Consider the following 12,181-nt stretch of genomic DNA (forward strand, 5'->3'; position numbering starts at 1 on the left):
GGCAAGACCTGCCGGGTCCGGCATGCATGCGCGCTCATGCCCCGAACCAGCCGTGTCCATCCAAGATACTGTTTCTATAACCTTATTTTTCATGATCCTGCTCGTTCGGGCGGAATCTGTGCGCCGGTGTGTCTGTCTACAGCGCAAGCCCCGGGCCAAAGCGCCAGGGGGCGTCAGGGCGGCAGGAATCGTCCCGGTGGACCCGTCAGAATTTGCCGGGCGGCACCAGGCGGCAGAGGTGGCGCTCGCACTAACTAATTGAATTTATTATTTTGCCGGTCCGAATATCGGCTGGCGCGCAGCTTGCTTGTGTGGGCTGGTCGGCCTGCGCCCAAAGTGCGCGGGCTTTGTAGTTCGCGGCAAAATGCGGCGCATCCCATGAACATCAGGGTTTGTCCCCATGCCGCTTGCGGCCGTCATTCATTCGAGCCCGGCACCGGGCACCGCCGCGGTCCGCACGGGCAGCGCCGGCGCGCCTGACGGTGCGGGCGCGGCCGCGGCGTTCGATGCACTGCTGGGCAATGTTGTGCCGGCGGATGAGCGTGCTGCCGGCGGCGTGCGTATGCCCCGGGGCGAGGCGGCACCGGGTGGCGAGGGGAGCCAGAGCGAGGGCGCGCCCTTCACGGCGCAGCAGGACGTGCACCTCGGTGCCGGGCTGGTCACCATGGACAGGGTGTCCGAAGAGGGCCTAGAGCAGGTTTCGGTGCCGCTGCATGAGCGGGAGCAAGGTCCGGCGGCCACCAGCGAGGACATGGCAGCCGAGGCTAAGCCGGACGCTGTCCAGACTGTCACAGCGCCCGGACCGGCGCCGTCCGGGACCGCGGATGGCGAGGCGGCGCAGATGGATGCCGGGCGCGCTGCGGGCGTGCGTGACCGGGGCGCTGAAGATGCCGCTCAAAAGCCGGTCGATGCAGCTGGCCTGACCGGGATACCGGACGCGCAACAGGTCGAAACACTCGAAACGAAATCGATACCGGCCGTGCACAAGGCCGAGGCAGCCGAAACAGCTGCCATCCCGGATGCCGAACTCGTCAAGACACCCGAAGCGACGGCGATGCCGGACGTGGATACTGCCGAGACACCGGACGTGACGGCGATGCCGGAGGCGCAGGACGCCGCCGTGACTGATGGCGCTGATCTGCCACCGGCTGGCGGAGAGGGCAGGGCTGAGGCGCTGGCACCCGCCAGGGATGAGGCTGTACCACCCGCGCAAGCGGTTGATTTGCCGCCTCAGCCGGACGGCAATCCAGCGACTGGCTCTGCAACCGCCATTGAACCCGAGACGGTCCCTCAGCCTGCCTCGCCCGCGCAAGCGCCGGCTGCTGAACTGGTTTCAAACGCGGCATCGGTCCGCCGCGAGAGCGAGCCGCGCCGCGCCGTCCAGGGCGGCGATGCCGGCAAAGCAGGCGATGAGCCGGCCAAGCCGGCTCAATCCGGTGCCAAGGTTCAGGAGCCGGCCGCCGCCCCGCCGGCGGCCCCGGCCAAGACCGGCGCACCGGACCTGCCCCTGCCGCTGCGCAGCGCGGACGCTTTCCAGGCGCTCTTGCAAGCCCAGACCCGGCCTTCCGCCGAGGCCGCAGCACCGCGCGCCGGTGAATTGTCCCTCGACCCGACCGGCGACACCGGCCTGCGCAGTTCGTCCGACCGCGCTGCAGAATTCCTGCGCACCTCTGGACCGACGCCGCCGGGGGCCACGCCACGTTTTGCACCTCAGACCGTCCAGACCCTGGCTGCCCAGATCGTGCGCCGCCAGACCGAGGGCGGGCGGGTGTTCGATATCCGGCTTGACCCGCCCGAGCTGGGCCGGGTCGGTGTGCGCCTTGAGATGGGCAAGGATCAGATGGTCAAGGCCATGCTGAGCGCCGAGCGGCCCGACACGCTGCAGGAGCTCCAGCGTACAGCGCGTGAACTGGAGCGCGCGCTGGCCGACGCCGGGCTGAATCTGGCCGAGAACGGCCTGTCTTTCTCCCTCGGCGGCGAGCGTGGCGAGCGCGATGCGCAAGGGTTTGATGCGCCGCGCAGCGCGCGCAGCGTTGTCGAGATTGACGTGGCGCGTCCCGGTGCGCCGCTGACCGCGCTGTACGGTTTCGCCCTGGCCCGCGCCGCGGGTCTGGACATTCAGGCATGACACTCGTGAGGACTCTTCGCCATGACGCTTGATCTCAACCCGATCGGCCAGATCCTGCCCGGCATGAACGGGGCGTCTGACAGCGGTCTGGCCGCTGGCAATCTGGCGGACAATTTCGACACGTTTCTGCGCTTGCTGACCCAGCAGCTGCAGAACCAGGATCCGCTCAACCCGATGGATTCACAGGAATTCGTCAACCAGCTGGTTCAATTCTCTTCGGTGGAACAGCAGATTGCACAGACCCGTTCGCTTGATGCCTTGCTGGCCATGCAGAGCGCCAGCGCCGTGATGTCGGCCTCGGGTTATGTCGGACGCGACGTGACTCTGGCGACCGATACGGCGGAGCTGGCCGGGAATGAAGCACGCTGGAGCTACAGCCTGGATCGCAACGCCCAGGGCGCTGACCTGGTGGTCAGCGACCGCAACGGGCGCGTGGTGGCGACCCTGCCCGGCGAGACCGGGGCGGGCAGCCATGAACTGCTCTGGAACGGCAAGGATATGGCCGGCAATACGCTGGCGCCGGGCCTCTACAAGCTGGAAGTCGTGGCGCGTGACGCACAAGGCGAACGTATTACGTCGTCGGTGCGCGTGTCCGGCCGGGTGACCGGTGTGGACCTGTCCGGCCCCGAAGTTCGTGTTGAACTGGGTGCGGTGAGCGCGCCCTTCGCCAATGTCATCGCCGTGCGTGAGGCGCGCGGCTGATCATAACCGGGCGCCTGAAGGTGCCCTGACAAAACACTTGGAGCCGGGGCAAAAGCCCCCGCATCCGGGCAGGACGTGGGAGACTGAAAGCATGTCTATCAACTCGGCTATGATTACGGGGGCGTCGGGCCTGCTCGCCAATTCTTCGGCGCTGGCGGCGATCTCCGACAACATCGCGAACGTGAACACCACCGGCTACAAGCGGGTGGCCACCATCTTCACGCCCAACTACAAGATCGGCGGCGGCGGAGACGCGCGCTATGCTTCTGCCGGCGTTACCTCCAATTCGCGCCTTGATATCAATTCAGCGGGAATTCTCAATCCGAGCTCCTCGCCAACGGATCTGGCCATTGACGGCAACGGCTTCTTCGTCGTGCGTCCGGTCGCGACGTCCAATACCGGCACGGACTCCGTGCTGTTCACCCGGTCAGGCGCGTTCCAGACCGACAGCTCGGGCTTCCTGCGCAATGATGCCGGCATGTATTTGTATGCCTGGCCGGTGTCGGCGGACGGGACGGTGAACCAGAACCCGTCCAATCTCGACCAGCTTGAGGCGATCAACCTGTCCAATATCGGCGGTGCGGCGGAGGCAACCTCGTCTATCCGCATCAATGCCAACCTGCAGGCCAGCCAGGCGGTTTCGCCTGCCGCAGCGACATATGACGCGGCCGACCCGGCCTTCAACATGGCCTCGGGTACCGTCACGCCGGACTTCCAGCGCACGATCCAGGTGTTTGACAGCCAGGGCGGGGTGCGTTCGATCACTCTGTCCCTGCTCAAATCGCCCACTGCCAACCAGTGGTTCACGGAGTTGCATGTTGAGCCGGCCGCGGACGTCAGCACCGGGGCGGGTCTCAATAACGGTCAGGTCGCCACCGGAATCGTGGCGTTCGATACCAATGGCCAGATCAATCCGGGTGCCTCGACCCTGCCCACGTCGCTCAACTTCCTGGCTTCGGACTTCGCCGGCGTTCTGGGTGCCAATCAGGTCCAGTGGGCCGCGGCGACAGGCGTGGGTGCCCAGACGGTCAGTCTGGATCTGGGCACGGCGGGCGCGCCGGGCGGCATCACCCAGTTCGACAGCCCGTCGACGCTGAATTCCACCACAGTGGACGGGGCGATCTTCGGGTCGTTCGCCGGGGTGGAAGTGAGCCCGGACGGGTTCGTTTCAGCGCGCTTCTCCAACGGTGTTGTGCGCCAGATCTATCAGGTCCCGGTTGCAACTGTGGCCAATCCCAACGGCATGGCCAGTGTGGGCGGGGCCTCGTTCCAGGTGACCGAAAACTCCGGTGCCTTCACGATGAACGCCCCTGGGCGCGGTGCCTCAGGCACGATCGCGTCCAATTCGGTGGAGAACTCCAATGTCGATATCGCCACCGAGTTTTCCCAGTTGATCATTACCCAGCGGGCCTATTCGGCCTCCTCGCGCATCATCACCACGGCAGACGAAATGCTCGCTGAAGCCATCCAGATGAAGCGCTAGATCTGACTGCTTCTCCCGCCGTCCCACCGGCGTTCCCTCGCCCCGGCGCGCAAGCGCCGGGGTGAATTTTTTCTAAAGCTCTGATTAGCCTGACGTTTACCTTGGGCTTTAGAGGTTCGGAAAGGCACTTGGGTTATAACCATCCCATCAAAAGGGCGCGCGACAGACGCGCCTGTTGACAAGGATGGGTCGGATGGAACGTCGAGCGAAGAAGGAAAACTATGTGATCGGGCCGGATGGCAGCCCGCTCACAGTGGCCGATCTGCCGAGCCCGGAGACCCAGCGGTGGGTGATCCGGCGCAAGGCCGAAGTGGTCGCAGCGGTCCGCGGCGGGCTGCTCAGCCTTGACGAGGCGTGTGATCGCTACAGCCTGACAGTGGAGGAATTCCTCACCTGGCAGCGCGCGATCGACCGCCATGGCCTGGCCGGGCTGCGCACCACCCGGATACAGCACTATCGCCAATAGCAGGCGCGGAACATGGTTTGCTGCGGGCGTGCGCCACCGGGCGCGCGCCCGCAGTGCATTCTGGTTCAAGTCGTTAAGCCCTCGTTTACGCGGGCGGTGGGAAAAACTTGCCTAGCCGGGAGCCATGCGCGCACCCGGACTGTTTCTGAGGCGGGGCCCTTCGCACGTGACGGCGTTTTTTGAACAGCTTTCCCGATTGGGAATTGGCCGCCTGAGCCTGATTTTCGGGCTGACCGCCGGCGTAGCGCTGGCGCTCATCCTGCTGCTGGTCAATCCGGGCAGCGGATCCCAGGCGCTGTTGTATTCCGGGCTCGAGGCGCGAGACGCGGCCTCGGTGGCCGAGCGCCTGGAAGGGGCCGGCATCCCCTATGAGCTGCGCGATGGCGGCTCGGCAATCTATGTGCCCGCCGCCCAGGTCGATCAGGCGCGCCTGCGCGTGGCGTCGGGCGGCGCGCTGAGCTTCGGTTCTGTGGGATATGAAATCTTCGATTCCAATGACGGTATCGGTGCCACCAGCTTCGTCCAGAACGTCAATGCGCGCCGGGCCCTGGAAGGCGAGCTGGCGCGCTCCATCAACGCCATCAGTGCGGTGTCGGGCGCGCGCGTGCATCTGGTCCTGCCTGAACGCCGCCTGTTCTCGCGCGAGCAGCAGGAGCCGTCGGCCTCTGTGGTGATCAGCGTCCGCGGACAGCTGTCACCAGGCCAGGTCTCCACCATCAGCAACCTGATCGCCACGGCCGTGCCGGGCCTGTCACCGTCGCGAATCACCATCGCTGACGATCAGGGCCGGCTTCTTGCCAGCCCCAGCGACGGCGACACGTTCGGCGGCGTGGCTATTGAAGAGCGCCGCACCGGTCTGGAAGCTGCCCTGCGCCAGCGCATTCTGGACGTGGTTGAAGGCGTGGTCGGCCCCGGCGCTGCGCGCGTGGTGGTCACGGCGCAGGTGAACCGTGAAAGCCTGACCGAGACCCGGCTGGAGTTTGATCCCAATCTGCAGGTGGAAGTGAGCCGCGAGGTTCAGAGCGAGGAAACCAGCGAGCCCGCCGGGCGCCAGGGAGCCGTGTCCGCCACCGAAAACCAGCCTGGTGCCGATGAGCCTGCCGCCGGGCCGGGCGAGATGGCCACATCGCGGCGCAGCACGAATGTGCGTAATTTCGAGAACTCGCGGACCACCAGCACCCGTGTGGTCGAGGCCGGCGAGCTGCAAAGACTGGCCGTGTCGGTGGTCGTCGACGAACGCTCGGTGCGGGGCGAGGACGGCGCGCCGGTGTTCGAGCCGCGCACCGAAGAAGAGATGGAGCGGATTCGCGCGCTGGTGGCCGCCGCGGCGGGCATGGACGTGAGGGCCATCGATGGCGAGCGTCACGTTCTGGAAGTGGCGCAGATGCGCTTTTCGCGGCCGGACCTGCTGGCGGGAACCCCCGCGCCTGAAGGCTTCCGCATGGAGCGCGCTGACATCATGCGCGCCGCCGAGCTGGCCGTGATCGCCCTGATGGGCCTGCTGATCATCTTCCTGGTGGCGCGCCCGCTGGTGCGCGGCGCAATTGGCGGCGGGTCCGCCGTGGCCGGTCCGGGCGATGCCGCTGTGCTTCCCGGCCGGGCCGGGCAGGCCCAGATCGCCGCAAGGCCGGGCTCTGACGGCGGGGCCCTTCTGCCAGGCAGCGACGAAGACGAGGAGCGCATTGATGTCGCCCACATTGATGGCCAGGTGAAGAAATCGTCGGTGCGCAAGGTCGCCGCTCTTATCGAACAGCACCCGGACGAGACCATGAGCATTCTGCGCACCTGGATGCATGAGAGTGCGTGATGGCTGACGGCACCACAAACACCCGCAAGATTGATGATCCGTCCCGCCTCGCCGGGCCGGAGAAGGCCGCCGTCCTGTTGCTGGCACTCGGGGACGAGCAGCGCCGTCTTTGGGAGATGATGGACGATGAGGAGATCCGCGTGGTCTCCCAGGCCATGGTCGGACTTGGCAGTGTCACCGCCAGCGCGGTGGAGAAGCTGATCCTCGACTTCGTCGGCTCCATGTCCTCGACCGGTTCGATTACCGGCTCGGTCGAGCAGGCCCAGCGCGTCCTCTCCGCCTTTCTGCCCAAGGAGAAGGTGGAGACCATCATGGAGGAGCTGCGTGGTCCGGCCGGCCGGACCATGTGGGACAAGCTGGCGAATGTGAACGAGGTCGTCCTCGCCAACTATTTCAAGAATGAATATCCCCAGACCGTCGCGGTGGTGTTGTCCAAGGTCAAGCCCGACCATGCCTCGCGCGTGCTCGGCGCCCTGCCTGAAGACTTCGCGCTGGAAGTGGTGATGCGCATGCTGCGCATGGAACCGGTGCAGCGCGAGATCCTCGAGAAGATAGAGGAGACGCTGCGCACTGAATTCATGAGCAATCTGGCGCGCACGTCCAAGCAGGACAGCCACGAGCTGATGGCGGACATTTTCAACAATTTCGACCGCCAGACCGAAAACCGCTTCCTGGCGAATCTGGAAGAACGCAATCGCGACAGCGCCGAGAAAATCCGCTCGCTGATGTTCGTGTTCGAGGACCTCGGAAAGCTCGACCCGCAAGGCGTGCAGACGCTGATGCGCTCGGTGCCCAAGGACCAGATGGGCCTGGCGCTCAAGGGGGCCTCGGACACACTGCGCGATCTATTTTTCTCCAACATGTCCGAACGCGCGGCGAAAATTCTGCGCGAGGATATGGCGGCCATGGGGCCGGTGCGCCTGAAAGACGTCGATCAGGCCCAGCAGACCATGGTCAATCTCGCCAAGGATCTGGCCGCCAAGGGTGAGATCCTGATTGCGGACGGCGGCGGCGACGACGAGCTGATTTACTGAGGGAGGCGGACATGACGGCATCATTCAAACGGTTCGCCTTCGACCGCGAGTACGCCGCGGACGGGACAGTGCTGCGCGATGGCGACCGCGTGCGCCGCATCTTCACCGAGGACGAGGCGCGCGCCATGGCTGACATGGCGGCAAACAAGGCCGCGGACGCCGATGCGCAAAAGCAGGCCGAGACACTGCGCCAGATATCCGGGCGGATGCAGGCGGTGCTGGCGCGCATGGAGTCCGAGTCCGAAGCGATACGCGAGGATGCGGTGCGTCTGGCGGTGGCCGCCGCGCGCGCCATCGCCGGCGCGGCGCTGGATCGATATGGCGCTGACACGATTGAGGCCTGCGCCCGCGAGGCCCTGGCCGAGCTGCGCGCCGAGCCACGTCTGGCGGTGCGGGTGGCGCCGTCTCTGGTGGACGATCTTGCACAACGCCTCGACAGCGAAGCGGCCCGTCTGGGGTTTGAGGGCGCAGTCATCGTCCGCGCTGATGAGGATGTCAGCGCCGGGGATGTGGTGCTGGAGTGGCGCGCCGGTGCAGTCGAGCGCACGGCTTCCGACATCGAGGCGCGCCTTGAAGAGACTGCCCGCAAATGGCTGGCCGCACCGGCAGCCGACAGAGACGGGTCATCTGGCGCAAGCGCCGGCGGTCAGGCCGCATAAAGGAGACAATAATGAGCCAGGATGATTTGCAGCTTCAGGACCTCGCCGGCTCGCAAGCCGAGCTGACCCCCGGCGGGGGCGCTGGTCAGTCACTGATCGAGGATGAGGTGCGCACCGCTGTCGACCTGGCACCGGTGTTCGATGTGCCGGTTAACATCTCTGCCGTTCTGGGCAAGGCGCATATCGACGTCAACTCGCTGCTCAAGCTCACCGCCGGATCGGTTCTGGAACTGGACCGCAAGGTGGGCGAGGCGATCGACATCTATGTCAACAACCGGCTGGTCGCGCGCGGCGAGGTGGTGGTTGTCGAGGACAGGCTGGGCGTAACCATGACGGAAATCATCAAGGATGGTGACGGCTCATGACCCGGACCGAAGCTGTATATGAAGGAGCTGCACGATGCGCGTTCTGATCGTAGGCTCGCTGGGCGGGCAATCGACCATAGCAACCAAGATCGCGATGGATCGCGGCGCGAAAGTCGCCCAGGTCGACACCATCGAACAGGCCACAGCCTATTTGCGCGCGGGGCGCGGGGCAGATCTGCTCATGGTCGATGTGGCGCTGGACATCGCCGCGCTGATCGCCGCCAACGAGGCCGAGCGCATCATGGCACCCATCGTGGCCTGCGGGGTCAATGTGCGCCCTGAAGCTGCGGCGGGCGCGATCCGGGCCGGTGCCAAGGAATTCATCCATCTGCCCCCCGATCCCGACCTGATCGGTGCCGTGCTGGCAGCGGTGTCCGATGATGACCGTCCGCTGGTGGCGCGTGATCCGGCCATGCTGAGCGTGGTGGAGCTGGCCGAGCGCATCGCGCCTTCGGAGGCGTCTGTGTTGATTACCGGCGAAAGCGGCGTCGGCAAGGAGGTGATGGCCCGTCACGTCCACAAAATGTCCAGGCGCACCTCCAAGCCCTTCATCTCGGTCAATTGCGCGGCGATCCCGGAAAACCTGCTGGAGTCAGAGCTGTTCGGCCACGAGAAGGGCGCTTTCACCGGTGCGGTCGCGCGGCGCATCGGCAAGTTCGAGGAAGCCGATGGCGGCACGCTGCTGCTGGACGAGATTTCCGAGATGGACGTCCGTCTGCAGGCCAAGCTCCTGCGCGCCCTGCAGGAACGCGAGATTGACCGGGTCGGCGGCGGAAAGCCGGTGAAGGTCAATATCCGCATCATCGCCACCTCCAATCGCGATCTGGCCCAGGCCGTTCGCGACGGAGTGTTCCGCGAAGACCTTCTGTTCCGCCTCAATGTTGTCAATCTGGCCGTGCCGCCCTTGCGTGCACGCCCGGAAGATGCTGTGGCGCTGGCCGACCATTTCCTGCGCAAATACGCCAAGGCCAATGGCGTAGCCTATCGCCCGCTCTCCGAAGCGGCCAAGGCGCAGATCACAACGCGTGAATGGCCGGGTAATGTGCGGGAGCTGGAAAACGCCATGCACCGCGCGGTGCTGCTGGCCCACGGGGACCAGATCACGCCTGAAGCCATCCGCTCGCCGGACGGGTCGCCCTTCACCGCTTATGGCGGCACCATTGCGCGGCGCGCCGCAGAAGCGGCGGACGAGGCGACCAACCGCGTCGGGCGCACCGTGGCCGAGGTGGAGCAGGACCTGATCCTGGACACGCTGGATCACTGCCTGGGCAATCGCACCCATGCGGCGACGATTCTGGGCATTTCGATCCGAACCTTGCGCAACAAGCTCAAGCTCTATGCCGATTCCGGCGCAGAAATTCCTGCACCGGGCGAAACCCGCGCCGGCGCGGCCTGACGGAGATTGATGACCGCTGATGGCTGACGCTCCCGCTTCCAGGCCTGCCGGATTTGACTGGGCGGCCTTCGGCCGCCGCCTGGCGCGCGGTGACATCATCATGGCGGTGGGCGTTCTCAGCCTGCTGGTCATGCTGCTACTGCCGCTGCCGCGCGTCCTTTTGGATGTCGCGCTGGCGGTTTCGATCTGCTTTTCCGTACTGATCCTGATGACGGCGCTGTTCATCCGCACGCCGCTGGAATTCACGGCCTTTCCGGCCATCCTGCTGATCGCGACCATGCTGCGCCTGGCGCTGAACATCGCGTCCACGCGGCTGATCCTGTCGGAGGGTCATGAGGGCACGGCGGCGGCGGGCGACATCATCCAGGCCTTCGGTGCGTTTGTGATGCAAGGCAATGTCATCATCGGCATCATCGTCTTCATAATTCTGGTGATCGTGAACTTCGTGGTGATCACCAAGGGTTCGGGGCGTATCGCCGAGGTGGCCGCGCGCTTCACCCTGGACGCCATGCCGGGCAAGCAGATGGCCATCGACGCCGACCTTTCAGCCGGCCTGATCACCGAGCAGGAAGCCAAGGACCGCCGCAAGGAGCTGGAAGACAAGTCCAACTTCTTCGGGGCCATGGATGGTGCCTCGAAGTTCGTGCGCGGCGACGCGGTCGCAGGCATTCTGATCACCTCGATCAATCTGATTGGCGGTATGGTCATTGGCGTGGCCCAGTCCGGCATGGCGTTCGGTGATGCGGCCAGCACCTATTCCACGCTGACCGTCGGCGACGGCCTGGTGTCGCAAATCCCGGCGCTGATCGTATCGCTGGCCGCCGGCCTTCTGGTTTCCAAGGCAGGTGTGGACGGCGAGGCGGACAAGGCGGTGTTCGGCCAGCTGTCGGCCAATCCGGCCTCGCTGGGCATGGTCGCCGGGTCGGCGCTCGCCATCGGGCTGTTGCCCGGCATGCCGCTGATCCCGTTCGCGATTCTGGCCGCGGCGGCGGGAACCGGGGCAGTCATGTCCGGTCGGCGGCGCGACCAGCGGGCCGATGACATCGTCAACAAGCAGACCGATGCGGCCGATCAGGCCGCGACCGAGGCCGCCACCGCCGAGCCGCCGATTGAGGACACGCTGCACATCGACGAGCTGAAGATCGAGCTGGGCTATGCGCTGCTGCCGCTGATCAATGATGTGGAGGGCCGCCGCCTTACCGATCAGATCAAGGCGCTGCGCCGCAATCTCGCCCAGGAAACCGGCTTCGTCCTGCCGTCGGTGCGCATCATCGACAACATGCAGTCGGCCGGCGAGCACTACCTGATCCGCGTCAAGGAGATGGAGGCGGGCTTTGGCGAACTGAAGATGCGCTCGCTGCTGGCCATGGACCCGACGGGTCAGCAGGTGGAATTGCCCGGAACGCATGTGAAGGAGCCGGCTTTTGGCCTGCCTGCCACCTGGATCGAGGAAGGCCTGCGCGAGGAAGCCACCTTCCGCGGCTATACGCTGGTGGACCCGGCCGCCGTGCTGGTCACCCACCTGACCGAAATCCTGCGCGAGAACATGGCCGATCTCCTGTCCTATGCGGAGACCGAGAAGCTTCTGGAGGCCTTGTCCAAGGAGCACCGCAAGCTGGTCGACGACATCACCCCGTCCCAGATCACCCGTGCGGGCATCCAGCGCGTCCTGCAGAACCTGCTCAAGGAACGCGTCTCGATCCGCGATCTGCCGACGATTGTGGAGGCCATCGCCGAAGCCTCGTCCGCAACCCAGAATCTCGACGCCGTCACCGAGCATGTGCGCACGCGTCTGGCGCGCCAGATCTGCTATGCCAACAAGGGTCCTGACGGTACGTTGCCGGTGTTGTCGCTGAGCCCGCAATGGGAGCAGGCTTTCGCCGAGGCGATGATCGGCGATGGCGACCGGCGCCAGCTGGCGCTCGCCCCGTCCTCGCTGCGCGATTTCGTGGCCCGCGTGCGCGAGGGCTTTGACCGCGCGGGTACTTCTGGCGACGTGCCGGTGCTGCTGACCAGTCCGCAGGCGCGGCCCTATGTGCGCTCGTTGGCTGAACGCTTCCGGCCGCAGACCGTGGTAATGAGCCAGAACGAGATCCACCCCAGCGCCCGGCTCAAGACCGTCGGGCAGATCTAGAAAGACG

General features: G+C 65.7%; 10 protein-coding genes. All 10 read left to right on the plus strand.

The window, feature by feature from the left end; all coding sequences use genetic code 11:
* Window positions 1-400 precede the first annotated feature (400 nt).
* Window positions 401-2,128, plus strand: a complete 1,728-nt coding sequence (locus L2D00_14125; GenBank protein WBQ12969.1) for a flagellar hook-length control protein FliK — start codon at window positions 401-403, stop codon at window positions 2,126-2,128.
* Window positions 2,129-2,149: 21 nt separating this feature from the next.
* Entirely contained in the window at window positions 2,150-2,830 is a 681-nt protein-coding gene (locus L2D00_14130; protein WBQ12970.1) for a flagellar hook assembly protein FlgD, read from the plus strand.
* Window positions 2,831-2,921: 91 nt separating this feature from the next.
* Window positions 2,922-4,313 carry a flagellar hook-basal body complex protein gene (locus tag L2D00_14135; protein ID WBQ12971.1) on the plus strand — a complete coding sequence of 464 codons (1,392 nt, stop codon included), beginning with the start codon at window positions 2,922-2,924 and terminating at the stop codon, window positions 4,311-4,313.
* 193 nt (window positions 4,314-4,506) lie between these two features.
* Window positions 4,507-4,779: a DUF1153 domain-containing protein gene (locus L2D00_14140; GenBank protein ID WBQ12972.1), complete on the plus strand. Its 273-nt coding sequence runs from the start codon at window positions 4,507-4,509 to the stop codon at window positions 4,777-4,779.
* Between the two features lie 196 nt (window positions 4,780-4,975).
* A complete protein-coding gene (gene fliF / locus L2D00_14145) occupies window positions 4,976-6,586 on the plus strand; it encodes a flagellar M-ring protein FliF (protein WBQ12973.1) in 1,611 nt (536 codons plus the stop codon).
* Window positions 6,586-7,620: a flagellar motor switch protein FliG gene (gene fliG, locus L2D00_14150; protein ID WBQ12974.1), complete on the plus strand. Its 1,035-nt coding sequence runs from the start codon at window positions 6,586-6,588 to the stop codon at window positions 7,618-7,620. The genes fliF and fliG overlap by 1 nt, the downstream gene beginning before the upstream one ends.
* 11 nt (window positions 7,621-7,631) lie before the next feature.
* Complete coding sequence (locus L2D00_14155; GenBank protein WBQ12975.1) at window positions 7,632-8,279, plus strand: hypothetical protein; 648 nt, start codon at window positions 7,632-7,634, stop codon at window positions 8,277-8,279.
* 11 nt (window positions 8,280-8,290) lie between these two features.
* A complete protein-coding gene (fliN, locus tag L2D00_14160) occupies window positions 8,291-8,644 on the plus strand; it encodes a flagellar motor switch protein FliN (protein WBQ12976.1) in 354 nt (117 codons plus the stop codon).
* A 34-nt stretch (window positions 8,645-8,678) separates the two neighbouring features.
* Window positions 8,679-10,040 (plus strand): sigma-54 dependent transcriptional regulator, encoded by a 1,362-nt coding sequence (locus L2D00_14165; protein WBQ12977.1) that lies wholly within the window; start codon window positions 8,679-8,681, stop codon window positions 10,038-10,040.
* Between the two features lie 19 nt (window positions 10,041-10,059).
* A complete protein-coding gene (flhA, locus tag L2D00_14170) occupies window positions 10,060-12,174 on the plus strand; it encodes a flagellar biosynthesis protein FlhA (GenBank protein ID WBQ12978.1) in 2,115 nt (704 codons plus the stop codon).
* Window positions 12,175-12,181 lie beyond the last annotated feature (7 nt).

This window comes from Hyphomonadaceae bacterium BL14 (assembly GCA_027627705.1).
Lineage (GTDB): Bacteria > Pseudomonadota > Alphaproteobacteria > Caulobacterales > Maricaulaceae > Oceanicaulis.

What these genes read in the sequence shown, in the direction of transcription:
- L2D00_14125 (WBQ12969.1), top strand. Translation starts at nt 401, where the DNA reads ATGCCGCTTGCGGCCGTCATTCATTCGAGCCCGGCACCGGGCACCGCC.
- L2D00_14130 (WBQ12970.1), top strand. Translation starts at nt 2,150, where the DNA reads ATGACGCTTGATCTCAACCCGATCGGCCAGATCCTGCCCGGCATGAAC.
- L2D00_14135 (WBQ12971.1), top strand. Translation starts at nt 2,922, where the DNA reads ATGTCTATCAACTCGGCTATGATTACGGGGGCGTCGGGCCTGCTCGCC.
- L2D00_14140 (WBQ12972.1), top strand. Translation starts at nt 4,507, where the DNA reads ATGGAACGTCGAGCGAAGAAGGAAAACTATGTGATCGGGCCGGATGGC.
- fliG (WBQ12974.1), top strand. Translation starts at nt 6,586, where the DNA reads ATGGCTGACGGCACCACAAACACCCGCAAGATTGATGATCCGTCCCGC.
- L2D00_14155 (WBQ12975.1), top strand. Translation starts at nt 7,632, where the DNA reads ATGACGGCATCATTCAAACGGTTCGCCTTCGACCGCGAGTACGCCGCG.
- fliN (WBQ12976.1), top strand. Translation starts at nt 8,291, where the DNA reads ATGAGCCAGGATGATTTGCAGCTTCAGGACCTCGCCGGCTCGCAAGCC.
- L2D00_14165 (WBQ12977.1), top strand. Translation starts at nt 8,679, where the DNA reads ATGCGCGTTCTGATCGTAGGCTCGCTGGGCGGGCAATCGACCATAGCA.
- flhA (WBQ12978.1), top strand. Translation starts at nt 10,060, where the DNA reads ATGGCTGACGCTCCCGCTTCCAGGCCTGCCGGATTTGACTGGGCGGCC.